Source organism: Stenotrophomonas sp. 115C5, assembly GCF_056861055.1.
The window spans coordinates 342,362-365,576 of record NZ_JBSPUQ010000001.1 but is presented as its reverse complement, the minus strand read 5'-3'; the positions used below and the strand labels follow the sequence as shown (position 1 = coordinate 365,576).

Genomic DNA, 23,215 nt, shown 5'->3' with positions numbered 1-23,215 from the left:
GCGTGAAGCCCGGGTCTGCGATCATCGGATTGTCCTCAACGAAGGGTGCCGCTGGCCGCAGTGCGCAGCGCCTGGGTGATGTGCTGCAGCGTGCTTGAGCGTACGGCGGCATGCTGCCAGTACAGCGGCACATCGAGCCAGCGGCGGGGTTCCATTACCACCACGCGGCCGGCGTGCACGGCGGGCGCGACCAGGATTTCCGGGGCCATGCCCCAGCCGAGTCCGCACGCGGCGGCTTCGACGAAACCGGTGGAAGAGGGCAGGTAGTGTAGCGGCGGCTGCAGGCGCGCGCGGGTCAAGCGCCGCACGAAGCGCCATTGCAGTTCATCTTTGCGGTTGAACACCAGCATCGGTGCGCGCGCCAGGGCTGCGGCCTGTATGCCGTCGCTGAAGTACTGGCGGGCGAAGCCCGGTGAGGCGATGGCGTGGTAGCGCATGGCACCCAGCGGATGCACGTTGCAGCCCTTCACCGGTTGGCTTTCGGCGGTGACCGCACCCAGCACGCTGCCGTCGCGCAGCAACTGCAGGGTGTGGTCCTGGTCGTCCATGCGCAGGTCGAACAGGTAGCCATGGCGCTGGTGCAGGTCGGCGATGGCCGGCACGAACCACGTATCGAGCGAATCATCATTGACCGCCAGCGGGATCGGCGTACGCACGGCGTCACGGCCACGTTCGGGCAGCAGCTCGGCCAATGCCTCGGCTTCCAGCGCCTGCATCGGCCGTACCCGGCGCAGCAGCGCCTCACCGGCGGCGGTGGGGCGGCACGGTGCCTGGCGTACCAGCAGCACCTGCCCGAGCCGGTCCTCCAGTGCCTTGATCCGCTGCGACAGCGCCGACGGGCTGATCGACAGGCGGCGTGCGGCGGCCTCGAAGCTGCCTTCCTCCAGCACGGCAGCGAACGCGGCCAGTTGTGGATGTACCAGATCCATGCGGGCCTCTTCAGTTTTTCTGCACAGGATAAAGAAAAACCAGATTGTCTTAACCGGTTATTGGCCGCACCCTGCGCATCCCTTCGCTGCCTGGCCTGTCCTGATGTGGATCACCGCTACCGTCGCCGGCCTGTTCGCGGGCGCCGGCCTGATCATCGCCATCGGCGCACAGAATGCCTTCGTGCTGCGCCAGGGCTTGCAGCAACGTCATGTGGGAACGGTGGTGGCCGCCTGCGCCGGCGCGGACATCGCGCTGATCCTGGCGGGCGTGGGCGGCATGGGCGCGCTGGTGCTGCAGTGGCCGTTGCTGCTGCAGGTGCTGCGCTTCGGTGGTGCAGCGTTCCTGCTCTGGTATGGCCTGCAGGCCGGGCTGCGCGCGTGGCGCGGTGGCAGTGCGCTGGCGGCGGGCGAGGTGGAGGGTGGCAATCGACGGCAGGTGCTGCTGACCTGCCTGGCGTTCACCCTGCTCAATCCGCACGTCTACTTGGATACCGTGGTGCTGCTGGGCAGCCTGTCCACGCGCTATCCGGGCGATCTGCGCTGGGCGTTTGCTGCCGGCGCCTGCGCAGCCAGCGTGATCTGGTTCTGTGCGCTGGGCTATGGCGCGCGGCTGCTGCAGCCGGTGTTCCGCAGGCCGAGTGCCTGGCGGGTGCTGGATGCTGGCGTGGCAGTGTTCATGTTCTGCCTCGCCACGCTGCTGCTGTTGCGCCCGCTCTAGGCCACGTCCACCGCGCACTGCGGGGTTTCGCCGGGGCGCAGGGTCAGTACGCGCACGCCGCTGCGGGTGACTGCCACGGTGTGTTCGAACTGCGCCGACAGCTTGCCGTCGCGCGTGTAGACCGGCCATGCGTCCGGCTGCTGGCGGATCGCCGGCTTGCCCTGGTTGAGCATCGGTTCGATGGTGAACACCATGCCTTCCTCCAGCACCATGCCGGTGTTGGGATGGCCGTAGTGCAGGATCTGCGGTTCCTCGTGCATTTCCTGGCCAATGCCATGGCCGCAGTACTCCTTCACCACGCTGTAGCCGTGGCTGCGCGCGTGGCGGGCGATGGCGTGGCCGATATCGCCCAGGTGTGCGCCGGGGCGCACTGCGCCGATGCCTTTCCACATCGCCTGGTAGGCGGTCTGCACCAGCCTGCGCGCGGCGTAGTCGACCTCACCGACCAGGTAGGTGGTGCTGGAGTCGGCGATGTAGCCGTTCTTCTCCAGGGTGATGTCGAGGTTGACGATCTGGCCGTTGCGCAGCACGTCGGTGGTGCTGGGAACGCCGTGGCAGATGACGTCGTCGATCGAGGTGTTGAGCACGTACGGGAAGCCGTACTGCCCTTTGCTGGCCGGCCGCGCCTGCAACTCATCGACGATCATGCGCTCGACGAACTCGTTGATCTCCATGGTGCTGCGGCCCTGCAGCGGCAGCTGGTCGAGCGCGGCGAACACCTGCGCCAGCAGGCGTCCGGATTCGGCCATCAGCGCGATTTCGTGCGGCTGCTTGATCATCGCCATGTCAGGCCCGCCCGGGGGCCAGCGCTTGCGGCTGTACGCCGGCCGCCCGAAGTTCGCTGGCGACGATGTCCTGGAAGCTCAGCGTGGGGTTCAGCTCGCACAGCATGCCGACCCGGATCCAGAAGTTGGCCTGGGCGTTGATCGAGCGGCTGGAGACGGTGCAGGCACGGCGCAGCTGGTCGTGCAGGGTGTCATCGATGTTGACGATGCCCATGGGTGGTCCTGGATGAGTTGACATACGAATCGTATATGTTTCGTATATTCCACTCAAGGCCGCGTGGTTCAGCTGGCGTCGGTGGCGAAGCGCAGACGGTTGCCATCGGGGTCGCGCAGCAGCATTTCGCGGCTGCCCCATTCGGTGTCATGCGGGGGCTGCTCGATCGGCACGCTGGCGGCACTGAAGGCGCGGTGCAGGCTGTCAACATCGTCGACGATGAAGTACACCGCGCCGCCGACCTCGCAGTCGCCGCTGTGTTCGGTGAGGAAGATCGTCTGGCCGTCGCGGGTGAGCTGGGCGAACAGCGGAAAACCGGGTTCGAAGCGGTGTTCCCAGTCGACCACGAAACCCAGCCCCTGCACGTAGAACGGCAGGGTGGTGTCGGCGTGGCGCATGCGCAGTTGCGGGATGACGGTCTGGGGCATGGCGAGGGCTCCTGGGGGGAACCCAGTGTAGAGCCGAGCCATGCTCGGCTGCTGTTCGCGGTCCCCGCAGTCGAGCATGGCTCGACTCTACAGAAGGCGCCAGCCGAGCGTGGGCTCGGCTCTACCCGACTCTGGTGGTTGCCAACCTTGGTTGGCATTGCCGGCCAGCGGTCAGCAGGCCATCGGGACCGAAGCCATCGCCGCCAGCAGTTCGCGGTTCACCTGCTGGTGCCGGGCCTGCCAGGCAGGAAGATCGTCGGCGCTGATGTCCGGCTGGCCATCCAGCGATGACAACCAGCGCTTGAAGCGGCCCTGGTAGTTGGCCAGCGACACTTCGCCGGTGATGTCACTGCCGACCAGGCCGCCGGCGCGCAGCGCCTCGATCACCACCAGTGCGTCCTCCAGCTGGAAGCGGCCCTGATCCCAGTTGCTGCGCGCCACGTCTTCGGCAAACACGTCCTTGTCGATCGACAGGTAGGTCGGCTGCGGCGACTTGGCCTGTTCGGCAGCGAACGCAGCCACCAGCGCTTCAGGGTGCTCGAAGCGGCGGAACGCGTGGCCCATGCCGAGGCGATGGCCCCAGCCGACATCCACGTCCATGCACCAGTACGTCAGGCGGCCACCCAGCAACGGGCGCCAGTGGTTCTCCCAGGCATGGCCGAGGCCGATGTCGCTGGAGGTGATGCCGAGCACATGGATGTGCGAGATCTGCGGCAGCTTGCTGGCGGCATTCACCCATGAGCCGCAATGCATGCCGAACGGAAAACGCATGTTGTCCGGATGGTTATCCAGTACCACCAGCTGGAACGGCGCCTGTGCGTGCATGCGCTGCAGCAGCGGCAGGCTGAGGTGGTGGAAGTCGCCGCTGCCGAGCATGACCGTGCCGAGCTGGGCCGGCAGCGGCGCCAGCACTACCGCGGCGAAACGGTCGAGGGTGGCATTGCTGCAGGCGAAGCGCAGCGGGTCATGCCACTGCGGCAGGGCCAGCGTCTGCGCCTGTGGCAGCGGCAGCACGCCACCGTCCAGGTCCAGAATCAGCGGGGAACGCAACGGCATCGTTCAACCGCCTCCATCAGGTTCGCCCTGCAGATGCGGCGCCAGCTTGCGCAGGGCGGCACGCAGCAGCGGGGAACGGGCATGGATCGCGTGCCGGGTGGAGGTGAAGCTGGCCCCCAGCTCGGCCTTGATCCGCGAGTCGGTCCAGCCGGCCACGTAGTGGCTCAGGCCGTGCTGCAGGGCGTACTCGAGGTTGTGCATCCAGCTCACCGCGTACAGGTTGTGCTCGCGCGACTGCGGATAAGCCAGGCCAATGTACTTGTCCACCAGCTTGCCGGCATGCACGTAGCACAGGTTCCAGCCGATCAGCTGGCCCTGGTGGCGGTACAGGAACATCCGTCCCTGGCCCTGGCCGTCGGCCAGCAGGTACTGGAAATAGGGCAGGTCGAGCTGGTCGAAATGCACCGCGCTCTGCGCATACACGCCCAGGTACAGTGCATGCAGTTCGGCCTGCAGCCGTGGGTCGGCCAGGGCCGGATCTCCCGTGGCGATGCAGTCGATCTGCAGGTCGTCGCGCGAACGGAGCTTGCGCCGGATGTTCTTGCGGCGCGAGGACGACAGGCGGCCGAGATAGCCGTCGAGCGAATCGAAATCGATCGCCACCCAGGCCAGCGGCATGCCTTCCAGTTCGACGAAGCCGCGTGCCAGCAGCGCCTGTAGGAAGGCACCGCTGTGTGCATTGGCTGCATCATCCAGCAGCGGTGAATCGATGGCCAGGTCCTTGACCACCAGCAGCCGGGTATCGCCGATCGCGTGACGCGTCACGTCCTCGGCCAGCGCCTCCGGCGCGACGTGTGCCGGCAGCGGGGTGTACTCGGTGCTGGTGGCACCGACGAAGCGGGTCTGCCAGGTGATCCACGGCCGCCACAGGCGCGACAGCGGCAGGCCGAGCAGCCTGCCGCGCAGTTCGTCGTCCATCGTGGTGGTCAGGTCCAGCGGCGCACGGAAGGTCGGCAGGCCGCTGGGAAGCCGGCCTGCCTCGAATCCGAGCGGCGGGTGGGCCAGGAAGCCCTCCAGCAGCGCGGCCGGTTCCAGCGCGGTGCTGGAGGCACGTGACGTCATTTCCATCGGCACGGGAACCGGCAGCGCATCCAACCTCAGCCCTTGGCCTTGGTCAGCGCCTGGTCGAGCAGGGTGATCGCCAGGTCGATCTCTTCGTAGCTGATGTCCAGCGACGGAGCGAAGGTGATCACGTTCTTGTACCAGCCACCCACGTCGAGCACGAGGCCCATGCGCTTGCCGTCGTGCAGCAGGTCACCAGCCAGGCCGATGTCGACCATGCGGTCCAGCAGTTCCTTGTTCGGGGTGTAGCCGTCGGTCTGGCAGATTTCCGCGCGCAGGGCCAGGCCGAGGCCGTCGACGTCGCCGATTTCCGGGTGGCGCTTCTGCAGGCCACGCAGGCCGTCGAGGAAGTACGCGCCCTTTTCCGGCACGGTGCGCTCGTAGTCCATTTCCTTGCCCAGCTTCAGCACTTCCAGGCCCAGGCGGGTGCCCAGCGGGTTGGAGTTGAAGGTGGAATGGGTGGAGCCCGGCGGGAACACGGTCGGGTTGATCAGTTCTTCGCGTGCCCACAGGCCCGACAGTGGGTTCAGGCCGTTGGTCAGCGCCTTGCCGAACACCAGCACGTCGGGGGTGACGCCGAAGTGCTCGATCGACCACAGCTTGCCGGTGCGCCAGAAGCCCATCTGGATTTCATCGACGACCATCAGGATGCCGTACTTGTCCAGCACGCGCTTGAGGCCGGTGAAGAAGTTGCGCGGCGGGATGACGTAGCCGCCGGTGCCCTGGATCGGCTCGACGTAGAACGCGGCGTACTCGGCCTGGCCGACCTTGGGATCCCACACGCCGTTGTACTCGCTTTCGAACAGGCGCTCGAACTGCCACACGCAGTGGTCGGAATACTCGTCCGGGGTCATGCCCTTCGGGCGGCGGAAGGGGTACGGGAAGGGGATGAACATCGCGCGCTCGCCGAAGTGGCCGTAGCGGCGGCGGTAGCGGTAGCTGGAGGTGATCGACGACGCACCCAGGGTACGGCCGTGGTAGCCGCCCTCGAAGGCGAACATCAGGCTCTTGCCGCCGCGCGCGTTGCGCACGATCTTCAGCGAGTCTTCAATGGCCTGCGCACCGCCGACGTTGAAGTGCACGCGGCCGTCGAGGCCGAACTTCTCGTGCATGTCCACGGCAATGGTCTTGGCCAGCTGCACGCGGGTCGGGTGCAGGTACTGGCTGGCGACCTGCGGCAGGGTGTCGATCTGGTCCTTCAGCGCGTCGTTCAGGCGCTTGTTGCTGTAGCCGAAGTTGCAGGCCGAGTACCACATCTGCAGGTCGAGGTAGGGCACGCCCGCACCGTCGAACATGTAGCTGCCTTCGCCGCGCTGGAAGATCTTCGGCGGGTCGACGTAGTGGACGGTATCGCCGAAGGAGCTGTAGCGCGCTTCATCGGCCAGCAGCTGCGCGTCGGAGGCAGCTGCGTCGGCGTTCTTGTCAAAAATGTTCATGCAGTTCGGTTCCGTGAAGGACGTTCGAAAGAGGTAACGGGGGCGTGCCTGGAAGGGAGTGCTCAGGCGGTGGCCAGCAGCAGGGGCAGTGCGGCGGGCTGCGGGCTGGCGTCGATACGACGTGGCTGCAGCAGGCTGCCATCGAGCAAGCGCGGCAGCAGTGCGATTGCATCGTGGAAGGTAGCGATGGCGGCATGCTCGATGCCGGCATTGGTGCAATGGGTGATCAGGCGGCGCTTGGCGAACACGAAGTCGGCGTCTTCGGACACGCAGAAATCCGAGCTGCCGTCGCCGATCATCAGCACGCGCGGTGCTTCGTTGGCGCGCGCCTGCGCGGCGCAGGTGCATTTGCAGGTGCCACTGCGGCAGCCTTCGGCCTGGTAGGGCGATTCCAGTTCCCAGTGGTCCCCGCACCAGCGCAGGTGGTTGGCCACCACCGGCAGTCGCGACAGGCCATGGTTGGCGAGGATGCGGTGGATCGCATAATCCAGGCCGTCACTGACGATGCGCAGCGGCACGCCCAGCTGCTCGGCGCGGGCGACGAAGGCGGCGAAGCCCGGATCGATCTGCACCTGGTCCAGATGGGCGTCGAGCGTGGCCGGGTCCAGCTTCAGCAGCCGCACCTGGCCCTGCATGCATTCACGCGAGCCGATCTTTCCTGCTTTCCACTGGTCTTCCAGCTCCTGCCAGCCCGGCTGGCCATACTTTTCCAGCAGCGAGTCGATGACATCTTCGAGGCTGATGGTGCCGTCGAAGTCACACAGGATGCTCCAGTGCATGGGCAGGTCCGTCGATGAAAGAAACGCCCGGCCCGATGCCGGGGCAGGCTCAATGTAGGCAGGCAGCCTTTCTCGTTCCTTTCCTGTTGAAAGGCTTCATTGACGGGCTGGGAAAACGTTCAGGAAGGTGCATGGATGAATGCGTGAGGCGCAGTCCATCCGTGCGTCTTGAAGTCACGCGCGGGCCAGGGCCTGCAGTATTCCGGCCGTCTCTTCACGGGTCTGCCAGGCGCTGTTACCGAGGGTCAGCATGCGTGCGGCGAAGTCGCGTGCGTTGGGCATGTCGTCCTGCGGCACGATGCCGCGCAGGTAGGCATAGCCGGGCAGGGCATGGATGAACATGCGGCTGGCGCCGAGCCCGCGTGGCCACAGGTCCTTCAATACGGCATCGCGGGCGCGCTGGCTGGGCAGCAACAGCATCAGCATCGGCCAGGTGCCACCGCTACCGGCAAGGCCGTCGACCACCTCAACGGCTGGCAGCTGTGCCAGCTGCACGCGCAGCTGCAATGCACGCAGGCGTCCGGCCTGCAGGAAGGCAGGCAATCGCCGCGCGGCATGGGCACCGATGTTCTGCCGCCACTGGCTGACCCGGTGCTGCGGAATTTCCAGCGGGAAAATGTCACCGACCGCTTCTTCCAGGTCGCCACGCTGCAACGCACTGCGCAGCGGATTTCCATACACCAGCGATAGGAGCGATGGCCGATAGCAGGCGGCCAGGCCGAGCAGCTGCACACTGCGCAGCAGTTCCCAGCGCAGGCTGAAGCGCACCTGTTCGGCGGCATGTTCGGCCAGCGCGGCACGCAGCTCGTCATCGCGACTGACCAGCAGGCCGCCTTCGTGCAGGCTCAGGCCCTTGCCGGCGGCGAGGCTGAAGAATCCGATATCGCCACGCAGGCCGACACTGCTGTTGCCGACCCGTGCGCCGAGCGCCTGTGCGGCATCCTCGATCACCCAGGCGCCGGCGCCGCGCGCAACCTCGCAGGCCAGCTCGACATCGGCGATGCGCCCGCCGAGGTGGGTCGGCAGGATCGCCAGCGTGCGCGCATCGGCCAGGCGCTTGAGCTGGCCGGGGTCGAAGTCGAAATGGCCGTGGCGGGTATCGCACAGCTGCACGCGCAGGCCCAGGCTGTGCACCGCGATCGGCACCAGCGGGCAGGTATAGGCCGGCAGGATCACGGTGTCGCGCTTGGGTGCATGCTTGCGAAGCGTACGCAGCGCGATCAGCAGCGCGTGCGTACCGGAACAGGTCAGCTGCAGCGGCGGTGTGCCGAGCTGGCTGGCCAGGACGTCGCGCAGGTCGCCACCCCCGGGCAGGAAATCGCTGGCCTGCATCGGCAGGCCAGCCGTCGGGGGCAGTTCGCGCGCTAACAGGCTCATCGCAGCGTGCTCACGCAGCGCTTTCGGCGGGGCTGTGCGGGTCGTCGGCTTCCGCGCGGCCGAGGCAGACGATGCCGGCCACGATCAGCACCGCACCGAGCAGATGGTGCAGCGTCAGCGGCTCGTTCAACAGCCACGCCGACAGCAGCAGCACGCTGATCACTTCCAGGTGCGAGGCGGCGAATGCGGGGCCGATCGGCGCATGCCGCAGCAGGCTCATCCAGGTGAAGAATGCACCCACGTAGCCGAGGATGGCGCCGTACACCCACGGCTGCGACAGCACGCGCAGCAGCCACGCGGTATTGGCCTCGACCGGCAGCGCGGCATCACCGGCGTACTTGAAGCACAGCTGGGCCAGCGTGTCGAAGGCCATCAGCAGCGGGAAGCCGATGACATAGAGGCGCCTCATGAGCCGGCCCCCACCACCGCCACGCCTGCGGTTACCAGCAACATGCCGGTCACCCGCAGCGGCGTGAGTTTCTCGCGGAACAGGAAACGGCCGGCGATCATCAGCGCGACGATGTTGATCGAGCCGAGCAGCACGCCCTTGGACAACGGCACCAGCGACAGGAACGCGATCCAGGCGACGAACTCAAGCACGTAGCAGGCGATGCCGATCCACAGCCAGGGGCGGCTGAGCATGTGTTTCCAGCGTTGCAGTCCTTCGCCTTCCTGCGGATCGCTGGCGGCGGCCTTGAAGGCGAGCTGGCCACCGGTATCGAGTACCACATTGGCCAGCCACAGCAGCGTGGCAAGTGCCCCCATTTCAGGCCACCGCCTTGAGCACGCCCGTGCGTTCACCGATCTCGGTGAAAAAGCGCGCGCTGCGGCGGATCACGTCGCGGCGTTCGCGGTCGATGGTGATCATGTGGTAGCTGTCTTCCAGCACCACCAGCTCCTTCGGGCCGCTGACCCGCGACATCACCAGCTCGGCGTTGCCCATGCTGGCCACGTCGTCTTCGCGGGCGTGCATCACCAGGCACGGTGCGGTGACCTGGTGCAGGTGGCGGCGGGTCCAGTTGCTCAGGGCGCGCATCTCGGCCAGCGCGTGCCAGGGGTTGCCCGGAAGGCCGGCCGCCGCGCTGTCGCCGGACAGCATGGCGGCGCTCACCTGCGCACGCAGGCGCTCGTCACGCAGGCCGTACGGCGGTTCTTCCATGAACATGCGGTCGCGGCCGATGTTGAAGCGCTTGAACCACGGCAGCAGGAACGAGAAGCGGGCCACGGCGGGGATGTTCCAGCCGTCATAGCGGAAGGTGGCGCCGTATACGCCGACGCCGGACACCCACTCGGGACGACGCGCAGCAAGGGCCAGCGACAGCACTGCGCCCATCGAAAGGCCACCGACGAACAGCTGGTCGACCTTGCCGCGCAGGGTTGCCGCCGCATCTTCCACGCCCTGATACCACTGTTCCCAGGTGGTTGCCAGCAGGTCATCCACGCTGCCGCAATGGCCGGGCAGCTGCACGCCGTGCACGGTGAAACCGGCGTTGTTCAGCCCTTTGCCCAGCATGCGCATTTCCGCCGGGGTGCCGGTCAGGCCATGGACCAGCAGCACGCCCTGTGGGCCACCGGGGAGGAAGAAGTCGTGCGATTCGGTCACCTGGCGGCTCCGGGACGGCAGTGGGGATGGCAGGATCGCAAGCGCGATTTTCGCCAGCCTTTCAGCGCCCCGGGCCGGGTCAGGGCGCCTTCAGCAGCGGCAGCGTGATGGCGACCTTCAAGCCGCCACCGGGGCGGTTCAGGAAGCTCAGGCGGCCGCCGAAGTGCTCCACCGCCTCATGCGCGATGGCCAGGCCGAGGCCGGTGCCGCTGGCAGCGGTGCCCGGCGCCCGGAAGAAGCGCTCGCCCAGCCGTGGCATCACGTCGTCGGGCACGCCGGGACCGTTGTCTTCCACATACAGTTCGACATCATTGTCGTCCAGCGCATGCACGCCCACCGTGACAGTCGCATTGCGGCCGGCATAACGCAGGGCGTTGTCGATCAGGTTGTCCAGCGCCTCCTGCAGCATGGCGCCGTTGCCGAGTACACGCAGCGGATGGGGGCTGCCGCGGTAGCCCAGATCGATGCCATCACGGATCGCTTCCGGTACCCGCATGCCGACCCACTGCGGTACCAGAACGCCCAGATCCAATGCCTCGACCGTTTCCGGCACGGTCTGCGCCCGGCTCAGTGCCAGCAGCTGGGTGCTGACCCGCGCGGTGCGCTGGTTGAGCCGGCGGATGTGCTGCAGTGCCTCGCGCACCGTTTCCGGGTCGCCGTGCGCCAGCGCCTGGTCCACGTGCAGGGCCATGCCCGCCAATGGGGAACGCAGCTGGTGTGCGGCATCGGCGATGAAGCGGTTCTGCAGGGTGATCATTTCCGCCTGGCGCGCGAACAGATCGTCGATGGTGCTGATCAGCGGCTGGATCTCTTCCGGCACGTCGGCATCGGAGATCGGCGCCAGTTCGCCGCGGCGCTGCGCCAGCCGGGTCCTCAGCGGGGTCAGAATGCGCAGGCCGTAGGTCACGCCGAACCAGACCAGCGCCGCGGTACCCAGCGCCAGCATGGTCATCAGCGGGATGATGATCATCAGGATCTCGCGCGCACGCTGCCGGCGGTCGGCCATGCTCTCGGCCACGGTCACCGCCAGCTGGTCCTGCGGATCGTTCATCGCCTGCGTGCAGACGGTGGCCATGCGCACCTGCTGGCCATTGAGGTTGCCGTCGTACAGCGCCGGATGCACGCCGGTGCAGTCCTGCGAAGGGGCGTACGGGCTGAAGTCTGCATTGCCGCTGAGCGTACCCATGCGGCTGCTGTCGACGTTGAAATAACGATGGCCGTCGGGGTCGTATTCGATCAGGAAGCGCGCCTGCGGAGACAGGTCGCTGGTCACCGGCATGGTGCTCAGCATCTGCGCGAACGAGTGCGTATCGTCAATCAGGTTGCGGTCGTGGATGCGGTTGGAATAGTCCAGCGCAACGTAATAGGCCAGGATCGTGTTGAAGGTGAGCAGGCCCAGCATCGGCAACGCCAGGAAGGCGAGCAGGCGCCGACGCAGGCTGGGGGGGCCACTGATCACGGGGCGCTTTCGTCCTGCGCGTCTTCCAGCATGTAGCCCAGCCCGCGCACGGTGCGGATGCCCATGCCGCCGGGCTGCAGCTTGCGGCGCAGGCGGTGCAGGGCAATGTCCAGGCCGTTGTCGGTGAGGTCCTGGCCCCAGTCGCACAGCGCTTCCACCAGCTGCGCGCGCGACACGATGCGCTCGGCGCGTACCGCCAGTGCCGACAGCAGGCCGAACTCGCGCGCGGTCAGTTCCAGCGACTGGTCGTCGATCCATACCCGATGCCCGGCCAGGTCGATGCGCAGGCGGCCGATGCGCAGGTCCGGGTTGCCATTGCTGGTGACCCGGCGCAGCTGCGCACGCACGCGCGCTTCGAATTCGTCCAGTGCGAACGGCTTGACCAGGTAGTCATCGGCGCCAAGGTCGAGCACGCGCACGCGCTCGGCCAGGCCATCGCGGGCGGTCACCACCAGCACCGCCAGGCCATCGCCGCGCTGGCGCAGGCGTTGCAGCACGTCGCGGCCATCCAGCTGTGGCAGGCCCAGGTCCAGCACCAGCAGCGCGTACTGGGTCGAGCCCAGCGCGGCGTCGGCGTGCGCGCCGTTGTCGACGTGGTCGACCACATGGCCCTGGCGGCGCAGCGAGGCGCACAGGCCGGAGGCGATGTCCGGGTCGTCTTCAGCAATCAGAACGCGCATGCGCGGGGGCTCCTGTAACAGTCAGGCCCACCGGATGGACGGGGTGGGCCTCTCTCGGCTGCCGAGGGTAGCCGCAAACCGGGTGAAGGTGGAGCGGGCCGCCACCGCCCGGTGCCGTCGCGCTGTCCCTCCATTCAGTCCTGCAGGCCCGGCTCACCCAGCGCCAGCGGCACCCGCGAGCCATCCAGCAGGCCACGGCTGAGCCTGCCATCCTCGATGAACAGCAGTTCGCCGTTCTCGCCGTTCTTGATGCTGCTGTCGATGGCAATCACGCGGTCGCCATGGAAGCTGCTGACGTGCGGCATCGAGGTATGGCCGACCACGATGCGCGTGAGCTGCAGGCGGTCGAGTACGGCCTGCACCCCTGCGGTGTCCAGTCGCCCATCGAAGTAGCCGCGGTACCAGATCGGGCTGGTCTTGCCGTCATACAGCGGTGCGGTGGCCGGATCGGCCTTCACTTCGGCCTTGGCCAGGCCGAGCGTGGCCTGGTAGGCCGCGTTGGTGCGCGCCGGGTCCAGCGCCAGTTGTACTGCCTCGGGCGAAATGCCGCCGTGCAGGAACAGGGTGTCGCCGATCTTCAGCAGCACCGGACGGGTGCGCAGCCACTGCCCGATCACCGAGTCGGCGCCATACAACTGAGGGTAGCTGCGCCCCAGCAGCTGGGCACTGCGCAGGTACTTCGGATTGACGTAGCGCAGGTCGTCGTACAGCACCATGGTCTCGTGGTTGCCGAGCACGAAGTGCACTGCGCCACCGGCGGCGGCCGCCTGCTGCTGCAGGCCATACAGCAGCCAGAACGCCTCGGTCACCTGCGGGCCACGGTCGAACACATCGCCGGCGATGACCAGGGTGTCCTTGCCCAGCGCCCAGCGGTCCTGTGCGTCGATGACCTGGTGGGCGCGCAGCAGGCGCACCAGCAGCCGGTACTGGCCGTGGATGTCGGACAGCGCAACGATGCGCGGCACGGCCGGCAGCACGGAGATCGAAGGTGCATTGGGTGCAGCCACGTGCACGCTGTGTTCGTAGCCGCAGCGCGGGGCGATATCGGTACCTGCTGCCCCGGAGGCAAGCGTGTGCGACTCGACCTTGTCGTCGCAGATCCATCTGGCCTGCAACTGGTTGCCCTGGCGGAACACATAGGGGCCATCGGCCTGCACGTGGTCGGCGGGCGCGGCAACCTCGCGGGCCTGCGTGGCTGCTGTGGCGCAGGCCAGCAGCGGCAACAGCAGGGCGGTCAGCAGGGAAGGGCGATAGCGCGACATCGGCGGCATCCAGCGGCGGAAAAACCCGATGCTAACCGGCGCGGGCGTTCGTCGGTGTGCGCGAATGGGCGTGTCAGGCGTCGCGCCCGTCGTCCTTGAGCTTGCGCACGCGGGCGGCGGCGGGCTGGAGCGGCTGGCCGTCGCGCCCACGTGGCTGCATGTAGGGCAGCGGCCGCCGCGTCGCCAATTCGATCAGCTGTGAATGGGCTTCGCCCGTACCGAAGCGATGGCGCTCTCCCCACTGGCGCAGCGCGACCAGCAGCGGGAACAGTTCCTGGCCGGCGGCGGTGAGCACGTACTCCTGGTAGGCCGATCCATCGGAGGCCGGCCGCAGCTGCAGGATGCCGGCCTCGACCAGCCGGCGCAGGCGGTCGCTGAGGATGTTGCGCGCCGCGCCGAGGCTGCGCTGGAAATCACCGAAGCGGGTGATGCCGTCGAACGCGTCGCGGATCACCAGCAACGCCCAGCGGTCACCGAGCAGGTCGGCACTGCGGGCTACAGGACAGGGGCTGTCGGTGCGCATGCTGGGTATCTCCGAATGTGGTTGCAGTTTAAAACCAATGGCGATAGCCTGCACCCGGTTTCAAATTGCAACTACAAGATGAGTGCCGCATCTCTTCCCCGTCCGCTGCTGGTCCTGCTTGCGGTTGCCGCCGGCGCCAGCGTTGCCAATGTCTACTACGCTCAGCCGCTGCTGGATCAGCTTGCACGCGCCTTTGCACTGGACCGGGCCGTGGCCGGCGCGGTGCTGGCGGCCACCCAGGCCGGCAGCGTGCTGGCGTTGCTTGGCCTGCTGCCGCTGGCGGACCGCGGTGACCGGCGACGCCTGCTGCGGCTGCAGCTGATCGCACTGGTGCTGGCCCTGTTGTGGCTGGCGGCGTCGCGCACGGCGAGCTGGCTGTTGTCGGGCATGCTGCTGGCCGGATTGCTGGGCACGGCGCTGACCCAGGGCCTGATCGCCTACACCGCCACGCTGGCACCGCCCGAGCAGCGCGGTCGCATGGTTGGCGTGGTGCAGGGCGGAGTGTTCATCGGCCTGCTGCTGGCGCGCGTGGTGTCGGGTACGGTGGCGGCGGCCTTTGGCTGGCAGAGGGTCTACCTGCTGTCCGCGGTGGTGATGGCGGCATTGGCGGCGCTGCTGTGGCGGCGCTTGCCCGCAGTACCGGTGCCGTTGGTCCCTCCACGCTGGCGCGAGCTGCTGGGCTCGATGCTGGGCTCGATGCTGGGCATGCTGCGCCGGAATCGGACGCTGCGCGAGCGCGGGCCGCTGGCGGTGCTGCTGTTTGCCGGCCTCAACGTGTTCTGGGCGGCGGCACCCTTGCCGCTGTCGGCACCGCCGCTGCACTGGTCGACCGCAGCCATCGGCGCGCTCGGCCTGGCCGGCGTGGTCGGTGCGTTGATGGCGGCGCGGGTCGGGCACTGGATGGACTGCGGTTTCGCACATCGGGTCAGCCTCGGCGCGCTGCTGCTGATGCTGGTCGCGTGGTGGCCGCTGCTGGGCCTGCCGCAATCGCTGTCCTTGCTGCTGCTGGGTGTGGTCGTGCTCGACCTCGGCGGCCAGGCACTGCATGTTTCGAACCAGGCATTGCTGCTGCGTGCACCGGCAGAACAGCATGGGCGCCTGGTGGCTTTGTACATGCTGTTCTATGCGGTGGGCAGTGGTGCAGGAGCGGCGGCGGGGCCCTGGATGCAGGTGCGGCATGGCTGGCCCGCAGTGTGCCTGCTGGGGGCAGGCATCGCGTTGCTGGCGCTGCTGTGGTGGGCAGCATGGTGGGTGGTGGCGGTGAAAGCAGCGGCTGACGTTGGTGTCGGTGGCGTCGGCTGTCGGTAGCGTCGACCGTTGGTCGACTGCTCTTGCCGCGGAGCGCGAGAAGCCAGCGCTCCGCGCGATAGTCGACTGGCAGTCGACTCTGGTGCCTGCCGCGCGGCGTTACCGCTGCAACGCACGCCGCCCGGGGGCTTCCTGCAATGCCTCGCTGGCCACCACCACGCGGTTGCGGCCGCTGCGCTTGGCTTCGTACATCGCGGCGTCGGCACGTGCCATCAGCCGCTCGTAATCCGGATGACCATCGTGACCGGCCACGCCGATGCTGGCGGTCAGTTCCAGCACCTGGCCATTGGCCAGCGCTACCGGCGACTGTGCGATCTGCCGGCGCAGGCTCTCGGCGATCACGGTCGCCTGCGATTCGCTGGCGGCCACCAGCACCACCACGAATTCTTCGCCGCCATAGCGGAACAGGTAGTCGCTGCCACGCGTGAGCTGGCCGAGCAGGCCGGCCACGTGCTGCAACGCGCGGTCGCCGGCATCGTGGCCATGGCCGTCGTTGATTGCCTTGAAATGATCCAGGTCGAGCAGCAGCAGCGAGAACGGTGTGCGGTTGCGCGTGGCCAGCTCGATTTCCCGGCGCAGCACTGTAGGCAGGAAGCGACGGTTGAGCAGATTGGTCAGCGCATCGCTGCCGGCATCCAGTTCGCCGATGCGCTCGAACAGCAGTGTCATCAGGGTGCGGATGGCAGCCAGATCCTCGCGGATGGCCGGCAGTACCGCCAGTCGCTGCGCCGGTGCATCGCCGCTCGCGCGCTGCAGGTGGCCGTCAATGCGGGCCATCAACTGGCCCACCTGCTGCGTTTCGCTGCTTTCGCCGAAGCTGGGGATGCCCTTATGGGTGAACCACAGGCCGAACTCCGAGGTGGCCAGGCTGGCGTTGTCGCTGGCCTGCACATGACCGGCGAGTGCGTACAGCAGGGCGTTCTCCCAGTCCAGCAGCAGTGCGCGTTGACGCTCGCGTTCCGTACCGACGTTCTGTACCAGCGAGAACAGCCGGTAGGCGGCGTCGGCACGGGTGGAGCGCTCGCGCGCATGGGTGTAGGCCAGGGTCATGCCTTCCATGGCGATGTCCATGATCGCGCTGAGGCAGTCGATGGCGGCGAACGCGGTCGCGCTGTCGGGCGCGTCGTCGCGCAGGCGCACGAACAGCTCGTGCTTGAGCACGCGCGCACCGCGGGTGACCAGGTCGACCGGGATGCCGACCCGCGCGTGTACGTCGCCGATCACCCGCTGCGAGGCGACGGTGGTGGCGATGCCGGAGGCGTCGGTGGTCAGCAGTTGCACCAGCCAGCGCTGCATGGCCGGCTGCAGGCGCTGCTTGACCTGGTCGTGGGACAGGAAGCGGCGTGCACGCCCGTCCTGCAGCAGCACTTCGTAAAAGCGCTGGGCCAGCGCGGGTGGGGCATCGGTGGCAGCGGCCCTGAGCAGCGCGGTGGCGGCAGGGCCGGCCTGCAGCAGGTAATGCTGCCAGGCCTCGGCCAGCGGCTGGCTGGCATCGTCCAATTGGGGTGGTTCCACGTCGATCTCTGACTGCGTACGGCAAACCACGGGTATCGGCCGCGGCGGCGTACGGTTGATGGCGGGTTAGCCGGCCAGTTTACGCGCGGTGCAGGGTTGCACGGTGCGCAAACCACATCGGCGCCGCTGCGGCAATGAGTGAACGCATTTGAGAATCACTCGCATTGGTGGGAGAATGCGCGCACGGAACGGGCTGCAGGTGCCTGCAGGACTGCTCCGCCTCCCTCGTCGTTGCCTCAAGCCCTTTGCCAGAGGCCCCGTAGCCCTGCCAGAAGGTCCTGATCATGTCTCCTGCCGTTGTCCTTTCGCCGCGCCCGCTGGCGCTTGCCGTTGCCGCCCTGCTGGCGGGTAGCGCCCTGACCGCCCAGGCCGAAACCGACGCCACCGATATCGACACGGTGCACGTCACCGCCTCGCAGATCGCGCGCCAGGCACTGGGTACCTCGACCATCACCGCCGAGGACATCGCCCGGCGCCCGCCGGCCAACGACATCGCCGAACTGCTGCGCACCATGCCCGGCGTCAACCTGACCGGCAACAGTGCCTCGGGCCAGTACGGCAACAACCGCCAGATCGATCTGCGCGGCATGGGCCCGGAAAACACCCTGATCCTGGTCGATGGCAAGCGCATCGGCGCACGCGATGCGGTGCGCATGGGGCGTAGCGGCGAGCGTAATACCCGCGGTGACACCAACTGGGTGCCAGCGGAAATGATCGAGCGCATCGAAGTGCTGCGCGGACCGGCAGCGGCACGCTATGGCTCGGGTGCTTCTGGCGGCGTGGTCAACATCATCACCAAGCGCCCGACCGGCGACCTGACCGGTGCGGTCGACCTGTATGGCCTGGTGCCCGAGCACAGCGCCGAAGGCGGCAGCGAGCGCGTCGGCCTGCAGCTGAGCGGGCCGATGACCGACACCCTGTCGTTCCGCCTGTACGGCAATCTCAACAAGACCGACGCCGATTCGCTGGAACTCAACCGTGACTTCGCGACCAATCCGAACGCGGTGCCGCCGGCCGGCCGCGAGGGCGTCAAGAACCGCGACATCAATGCGCTGCTGCGCTGGGACGTGACCGCCAACCAGGTGGTCGAGTTCGAAGCCGGCACCAGCCGCCAGGGCAACATCTATGCAGGTGACCGCGCGGTCAGCACCACCGGCACCTCGACACCGATCGATCTGGGGGCCTTGGCCGAGCAGCAGGCCGAGACCAACCGCATGTACCGCAACACCGGCGCGATCACCCATCGCGGCCGCTGGGGTGATGTGACCTCGCGGGTAACGGCGGCAGTGGAGGCGGTGAACAACTCGCGCATCAACGAAGGCCTGGCCGGTGGCCCGGAGGGCAGCTTCAACGGCACCGACTGGTCGACCTCGCGCCTGCGCAACTACCAACTGGACGGCGAAGTGAGCTTCCCGTCCACGCTGGGCGGCGCCGAGAACATCTGGACGCTGGGCTTCGAGTACCTGGACAGCCGCCTGACCGACCCGTACTCGATGAGCCAGTCCAGCAGCAGCGGCGGCGGCATTCCGGGGCTGTCGGCCGATCGCGCGCGCGGCAAGTCCGATGCGCAGACCACCGCCGTATTCGTCGAAGACAACATCTACCTGGGTGAGCGCTGGATCGTCACCCCGGGCCTGCGCTTCGATCACCACAGCCAGTTCGGCAACAACACCAGCCCCAGCCTCAATGCGCAGTTCCGCATCAACAGCGACTGGGTGGTGAAGGGGGGTATCGCCCGTGCATTCAAGGCACCGAACCTGTACCAGTCGAATCCGGACTATTTGTATTACACCCGTGGCAATGGCTGCCCGAATGCACTGCCGAGCCTGGGCGCCGGCTGCTACATGCGCGGCAACGCGGACCTGAAGGCGGAAACCAGCCTGAACAAGGAACTGGGCATCGAGTGGGCACCGCAGAGCGGCTGGCAGGCGTCGTTGACCTACTTCCACAACGACTACAAGGACAAGATCCAGGCCGGCTACACCCAGATCGGGCTGACCGCCGACACCAAGGGCCGCATCTTCCGCTGGGAGAACGCACCCAAGGCGATCGTGCAGGGGCTTGAAGGCAACCTGGTGATCCCGCTGCTGGGCGAGCAGGGCAGCCGCCTGAAGTGGAGCAACAACTTCACCTACATGGTCGAGAACGAGAACAAGACCACGCGCCAGCCGCTGTCGGTGATCCCGAAGTACACCATCAACACCATGCTGGACTGGCAGGCCACCGACAAGCTGTCGCTGCTGCTGACCGGCACGTTCTACGGCAAGCAGGAACCGGCCACCACCAACATCAACAACGACCCGCGCTGCACCGGCACCTGCGACCCGTCGATCGCACTGCAGGATCGCGGTGCGTACAACATCTGGGGCGTGAGCGCGCGCTACAATGTGACCGAGACGGTCAGCTTCGGCTTTGGCGTCAACAACCTGGCCGACAAGCGCCTGTTCCGCGAGGCCAACAGCAGCGATGCCGGTGCGGCGACCTACAACGAGCCGGGTCGCGCGTACTGGGCCAGCCTGCGCTTCGGGTTCTGACCCCAGGCCGGCGTCGTTCCACGGGGCGCGCCAGGCATGCCTGGCGGCTCCGGACCGGTACGCCTGCAATGTTATAAACATCGTAATAGTCTCCCCCGCCAGCACGGCGTAGCCTGCACCGCATCGCAAAGGAGCTGTTGCCATGGGCCACGACCACGATCACCTGCCATCCGAGATCCGCCACGAGAAACCCTTGTGGTGGGCGCTCGGCCTGACCTCCACCTTCCTCGTCGTCGAGGTGGTGGGCGCGTTCTGGACCAACAGCCTGGCGCTGCTGTCCGACGCGGCGCACATGGCCACCGATGCGCTGGCGCTGATGATCGCGCTGGTCGCGGTACGGCTGAGCCGTCGCCCGCCCGACGCGCGCCGCACCTACGGCTATGCGCGCCTGGAAGCGCTGGGCGCGATGATCAACGGTGCGATGCTGTTCGTGGTCGCCGGGTACATCCTGTGGGAGGCCATTGGGCGTTTCCGCGAGCCGCAGGAGATTGCCTCGTCGGGCATGCTGGTGATCGCCGCGGCGGGCCTGGTCATCAACCTGATCTCGATGCGCCTGCTGCAGGCCGGCAGCGGCGAGAGCCTCAACGTGAAGGGCGCCTACCTGGAAGTGTGGGCGGACATGCTTGGCTCGGTGGCGGTGATTGCGGGTGCGCTGTTGATCAAGTGGACCGGCTGGAAGCCGATCGATCCCATCCTGGCGGTGCTGATCGGCCTGTGGGTGCTGCCGCGCACCTATGTGTTGATGCGTGAGGCGATCAACGTGCTGCTGGAAGGCGTGCCCAAGGGCATGGACGTGGCCAGGGTACGTGACAGCCTGTCCGGCCACGCCGCGGTACTGGATGTGCATGACCTGCACGTGTGGGCGCTTGCTTCCAGCACCCCAGCGCTCACCGCGCACATCGTGATGCGCGACGGCACCGATGCCGATGCGCTGCGCCGTGAACTGGGCGGGCGCCTGCACGATGACTTCGGCATCGAGCACGTGACACTGCAGATCGAAGCGGACCACTGCGGCGAAGCCTGTGGTGAGCCGGTGCCGGCCAAGGGCGGCGAGCACGAGGGCCATGAGGGCCATGACCACGGCGAGGACGCGCAGGGCCATCGCGGTCACGTGCATCGCTGATCGAAGGTGACGCGCGTGCCGGGCGATGCCCGCCGCAGCTATTCGTCCCGTCGCGAGGCCAGCCGATCCGCCAGCCGGGTCGGCTCCGGCAGCCGGTAACCGCGCAGGGTGCGCTGCACCCAGGCCAGCGCGGTATCGGCACTGACCCGATGGCCGCCGGCCACGAACAGCGGCTTGCAGCGCACCTTGCTGCGCAGCACCCAGCCCAGTTGTTCATCGCCATCCAACAGCGGCGTATGTGCACCGGCCTCGGCGCCCGGCTCGACGAACCGGCCCACCAGCTTCGACTTGGCCACGCCGATGCTCGGCAGGTCGGTGACCACGCCCAGATGCGCGGCCACGCCCAGCCGGCGCGGATGGCTGATGCCGTGGCCATCGACGAACACCAGATCCGGCGCCTGCGGCAGCAGCGCCAGTGCCGCCAGCAGCGCCGGCAGCTCGCGGAAACTGAGCAGGCCGGGGATGTAGGGCATCACCGTAGGAATCCGCGCGATCTCCTGCGCCACGGGCTGCAGCGTCTTCGCATCCAGCAGCACCGCCGCGGCGCGGGTGATGGCGCCGTTGTCTTCAAAGCCGACATCCAGCCCGGCCAGCCAGCGCATGTCGCGGGGCAAGCGGTCCTGGCGCTCCACGCGGCCGGCAAGCTGGATCTGCTGCGCGCGGGCAGTGGCGACGCTGCCTTCCCAGCGTCCGGGATCGATCACCGTATTCATTGGCCGCAGCATCGCATGCGCGGCGCCACGGCCCGGTGAGTGGCGCCCGGGGCTACAATGGCGGCCTGCCTTTCCTCGCGTTGGAGACCCTGCAGTGACCCGTAAACTCGTACTGTTGCGCCATGGCCAGAGCCAGTGGAACCTGGACAACCGCTTCACCGGCTGGGTCGATGTCGACCTGACCGAACAGGGGCGCCGGGAAGCGGCCGCCGCCGGTCGCCTGATGCGCGAGGAAGGCCTGCAGTTCGACGTCGCCCACACTTCCGTGCTCAAGCGCGCCATCCACACCCTGCAGGGTGCGCTGGCCGAGCTGGAGCAGGACTGGCTGCCGGTGAACAAGTCCTGGCGGCTCAATGAGCGCCACTACGGCGGCCTGCAGGGCCTGGACAAGGCAGAGACTGCTGCCAAGCACGGCGAAGACCAGGTCAAGGTGTGGCGTCGTTCGTACGACATCCCGCCGCCGGCCATGGACCTGGAAGATCCGGGCCACCCGATCCACGACCGCCGCTACGCCGGCCTGGACCGCAACGCGCTGCCGGGCACCGAATCGCTGGCCACGACCCTGGACCGCGTGCTGCCGTACTGGCACGACGCCATTGCGCCGCAGCTGAAGGACGGCAAGACCGTGCTGGTCACCGCCCACGGCAACTCGCTGCGCGCGCTGTACAAGTACCTCAACAATGTCTCGCGCGAGGAAATCCTCGAGCTGAACATCCCGACCGGCATCCCGCTGCTGTTCGAACTGAACGACGACCTGACGGTGAAGTCGTTCCGCTACCTGGGCGACCCGGAAGCAGCACGCAAGGCTGCTGAGGCCGTGGCCAACCAGGGCAAGGCGAAATAAAGAAGCAGAAGGCCGGCGCAAGCCGGCCTTTCTTCCCTATGATGCTTGGTCTTTGGTGTTTTCGAATAGCTGAGGGAAGCGCTTCTCAAGCGTGATCAAAAGCTCGTGTGCAATTTGCCTCATACATGCCAATTCAGGCCGCCCAGCAAGGGGGCTGGCAATGTCGCCATTTTGGAAAGTCCAGCCAAGAGAGTTGTCTCTGGAAAGCTCCATGTAAGCCTCGTCGAGCTGAGCATCAACATGAGCTCCTCCGTCGGTATTGGCTACCTTCTCTACCAGCTCTCTCCGATTGAAGGTTCTTCCTTTTGAGTCTTTCAAGACGGGTGTGTTCCACCAAGTCTCAAAGGAAACACTTACTGGGCCGTTGGGCGAGAAGCCTGCTGCAATTCTGGGAATGTATGAGCCTCCATCGGCAGAGACCCTGAGTACAACAAGTCCGTGTTCAGCCAGAAGATTTTTCGGGTTAAGCGGCGCGCATGAGCTGTAGAATCTTCCGTTTCGATGTCCCAACTGTTCGAGCAGCGACTGCTGGCGGCCGTGGTGGTTCAGTAGCAATCGAAGTGAAACAGAGATGTATTTGGCTGCGACTTCGATCCCCTGATCATATGAATTGCATGCCAGATTCAGAAGCATAATTTGATCGCCGAGTTCCTTCTCGAGCTCACCTGTGGGTCGAGTGCGGCGAGGTGCCTTGGATGGCTTTTCGTTCTTCATGATTTCTTCCATGTCTAGAATGAATATATCTAGGTGCTTTCCTTTGTTGCAGCAGTGTGCGGCTGGCGGCACGTAGTTGGATGCGACCGGATAACGGGCAATGTTCATGGTGCCACGATAGATTGAGGGTCTGTGACCCTCGGTTACTCGTGA

24 protein-coding genes are annotated in these 23,215 nt (G+C 66.9%); 5 read left to right on the top strand and 19 right to left on the bottom strand.

Translation table 11 applies throughout. From position 1 onward, the window contains the following. Window positions 1–35 precede the first annotated feature (35 nt). Window positions 36–929, bottom strand: coding sequence for a LysR family transcriptional regulator ArgP (locus tag AC13FN_RS01735; RefSeq protein ID WP_049433904.1), 894 nt, complete (start codon window positions 927–929; stop codon window positions 36–38). A 103-nt stretch (window positions 930–1,032) separates the two neighbouring features. On the opposite strand from AC13FN_RS01735, the gene AC13FN_RS01730 reads away from it, so the two are divergent. Then, window positions 1,033–1,647 (top strand): LysE/ArgO family amino acid transporter, encoded by a 615-nt coding sequence (locus tag AC13FN_RS01730; protein WP_049433903.1) that lies wholly within the window; start codon window positions 1,033–1,035, stop codon window positions 1,645–1,647. Here the strand turns inward: AC13FN_RS01730 and map are convergent. The 15 genes from map to AC13FN_RS01655 all read right to left on the bottom strand — a co-directional run bounded on the left by map (window position 1,644) and on the right by AC13FN_RS01655 (window position 14,311). Then, window positions 1,644–2,426 carry a type I methionyl aminopeptidase gene (gene map, locus AC13FN_RS01725; RefSeq protein WP_049434003.1) on the bottom strand — a complete coding sequence of 261 codons (783 nt, stop codon included), beginning with the start codon at window positions 2,424–2,426 and terminating at the stop codon, window positions 1,644–1,646. The two genes, AC13FN_RS01730 and map, sit on opposite strands and share 4 nt — an antisense overlap. Window positions 2,427–2,433: 7 nt before the next feature. Beyond that, window positions 2,434–2,646, bottom strand: a complete 213-nt coding sequence (locus AC13FN_RS01720; protein ID WP_049433902.1) for a ParD-like family protein — start codon at window positions 2,644–2,646, stop codon at window positions 2,434–2,436. A gap of 68 nt (window positions 2,647–2,714) precedes the next feature. Further along, complete coding sequence (locus tag AC13FN_RS01715; RefSeq protein WP_197643544.1) at window positions 2,715–3,074, bottom strand: bleomycin resistance protein; 360 nt, start codon at window positions 3,072–3,074, stop codon at window positions 2,715–2,717. Between the two features lie 171 nt (window positions 3,075–3,245). Continuing rightward, a complete protein-coding gene (locus AC13FN_RS01710; RefSeq protein WP_049433900.1) occupies window positions 3,246–4,130 on the bottom strand; it encodes an arginase family protein in 885 nt (294 codons plus the stop codon). 3 nt (window positions 4,131–4,133) lie between these two features. After that, window positions 4,134–5,198 (bottom strand): GNAT family N-acetyltransferase, encoded by a 1,065-nt coding sequence (locus AC13FN_RS01705; RefSeq protein ID WP_197643543.1) that lies wholly within the window; start codon window positions 5,196–5,198, stop codon window positions 4,134–4,136. Window positions 5,199–5,227: 29 nt separating this feature from the next. Further along, entirely contained in the window at window positions 5,228–6,628 is a 1,401-nt protein-coding gene (locus AC13FN_RS01700; protein ID WP_006425764.1) for an aspartate aminotransferase family protein, read from the bottom strand. 62 nt (window positions 6,629–6,690) lie between these two features. Then, the gene (locus AC13FN_RS01695) at window positions 6,691–7,407 is read right to left on the bottom strand and encodes an MtnX-like HAD-IB family phosphatase (RefSeq protein ID WP_019337579.1); all 717 of its coding nucleotides are present in this window, start codon (window positions 7,405–7,407) and stop codon (window positions 6,691–6,693) included. Window positions 7,408–7,581: 174 nt separating this feature from the next. Beyond that, window positions 7,582–8,784 carry a DegT/DnrJ/EryC1/StrS family aminotransferase gene (locus AC13FN_RS01690; protein ID WP_482984273.1) on the bottom strand — a complete coding sequence of 401 codons (1,203 nt, stop codon included), beginning with the start codon at window positions 8,782–8,784 and terminating at the stop codon, window positions 7,582–7,584. A 10-nt stretch (window positions 8,785–8,794) separates the two neighbouring features. Then, window positions 8,795–9,193 (bottom strand): DMT family transporter, encoded by a 399-nt coding sequence (locus tag AC13FN_RS01685; RefSeq protein WP_019337581.1) that lies wholly within the window; start codon window positions 9,191–9,193, stop codon window positions 8,795–8,797. Then, window positions 9,190–9,549 carry an EamA family transporter gene (locus AC13FN_RS01680; protein WP_012479558.1) on the bottom strand — a complete coding sequence of 120 codons (360 nt, stop codon included), beginning with the start codon at window positions 9,547–9,549 and terminating at the stop codon, window positions 9,190–9,192. Before AC13FN_RS01680 ends, AC13FN_RS01685 begins: the two co-directional genes overlap by 4 nt. Before the next feature lies 1 nt (window position 9,550). Continuing rightward, complete coding sequence (locus AC13FN_RS01675; RefSeq protein WP_010483180.1) at window positions 9,551–10,387, bottom strand: alpha/beta hydrolase; 837 nt, start codon at window positions 10,385–10,387, stop codon at window positions 9,551–9,553. Between the two features lie 79 nt (window positions 10,388–10,466). Beyond that, the gene (locus tag AC13FN_RS01670) at window positions 10,467–11,846 is read right to left on the bottom strand and encodes a sensor histidine kinase (protein ID WP_401743506.1); all 1,380 of its coding nucleotides are present in this window, start codon (window positions 11,844–11,846) and stop codon (window positions 10,467–10,469) included. Then, window positions 11,843–12,526, bottom strand: coding sequence for a response regulator (locus tag AC13FN_RS01665; RefSeq protein ID WP_049433895.1), 684 nt, complete (start codon window positions 12,524–12,526; stop codon window positions 11,843–11,845). Before AC13FN_RS01665 ends, AC13FN_RS01670 begins: the two co-directional genes overlap by 4 nt. A 134-nt stretch (window positions 12,527–12,660) precedes the next feature. After that, window positions 12,661–13,788 (bottom strand): metallophosphoesterase, encoded by a 1,128-nt coding sequence (locus AC13FN_RS01660; protein ID WP_197578371.1) that lies wholly within the window; start codon window positions 13,786–13,788, stop codon window positions 12,661–12,663. 73 nt (window positions 13,789–13,861) lie between these two features. Then, window positions 13,862–14,311 (bottom strand): winged helix-turn-helix transcriptional regulator, encoded by a 450-nt coding sequence (locus AC13FN_RS01655; RefSeq protein WP_197578370.1) that lies wholly within the window; start codon window positions 14,309–14,311, stop codon window positions 13,862–13,864. 78 nt (window positions 14,312–14,389) lie between these two features. Here AC13FN_RS01655 and AC13FN_RS01650 point away from each other — a divergent pair, with 78 nt between their 5' ends. After that, window positions 14,390–15,619, top strand: a complete 1,230-nt coding sequence (locus AC13FN_RS01650; RefSeq protein WP_482984274.1) for an MFS transporter — start codon at window positions 14,390–14,392, stop codon at window positions 15,617–15,619. Window positions 15,620–15,718: 99 nt separating this feature from the next. On the opposite strand, the gene AC13FN_RS01645 is transcribed toward AC13FN_RS01650, so the two are convergent. Then, the gene (locus tag AC13FN_RS01645; RefSeq protein ID WP_482984275.1) at window positions 15,719–17,134 is read right to left on the bottom strand and encodes a GGDEF domain-containing protein; all 1,416 of its coding nucleotides are present in this window, start codon (window positions 17,132–17,134) and stop codon (window positions 15,719–15,721) included. A gap of 284 nt (window positions 17,135–17,418) precedes the next feature. Between AC13FN_RS01645 and AC13FN_RS01640 the strand changes: the two genes are divergently transcribed. Together AC13FN_RS01640 and AC13FN_RS01635 are read left to right on the top strand one after the other, a co-directional pair. Next, window positions 17,419–19,668, top strand: coding sequence for a TonB-dependent siderophore receptor (locus AC13FN_RS01640; protein ID WP_482984276.1), 2,250 nt, complete (start codon window positions 17,419–17,421; stop codon window positions 19,666–19,668). Window positions 19,669–19,810: 142 nt separating this feature from the next. Then, window positions 19,811–20,791, top strand: coding sequence for a cation diffusion facilitator family transporter (locus tag AC13FN_RS01635; protein ID WP_010483164.1), 981 nt, complete (start codon window positions 19,811–19,813; stop codon window positions 20,789–20,791). A 38-nt stretch (window positions 20,792–20,829) separates the two neighbouring features. On the opposite strand, the gene nfi is transcribed toward AC13FN_RS01635, so the two are convergent. Beyond that, complete coding sequence (nfi, locus tag AC13FN_RS01630) at window positions 20,830–21,504, bottom strand: deoxyribonuclease V (protein WP_049433890.1); 675 nt, start codon at window positions 21,502–21,504, stop codon at window positions 20,830–20,832. A 94-nt stretch (window positions 21,505–21,598) separates the two neighbouring features. On the opposite strand from nfi, the gene gpmA reads away from it, so the two are divergent. Then, window positions 21,599–22,348: a 2,3-diphosphoglycerate-dependent phosphoglycerate mutase gene (gene gpmA / locus AC13FN_RS01625; protein ID WP_004150217.1), complete on the top strand. Its 750-nt coding sequence runs from the start codon at window positions 21,599–21,601 to the stop codon at window positions 22,346–22,348. Window positions 22,349–22,384: 36 nt separating this feature from the next. Here the strand turns inward: gpmA and AC13FN_RS01620 are convergent, their stop codons facing one another. After that, the gene (locus AC13FN_RS01620; RefSeq protein ID WP_217015489.1) at window positions 22,385–23,170 is read right to left on the bottom strand and encodes a hypothetical protein; all 786 of its coding nucleotides are present in this window, start codon (window positions 23,168–23,170) and stop codon (window positions 22,385–22,387) included. Window positions 23,171–23,215: the final 45 nt, after the last annotated feature.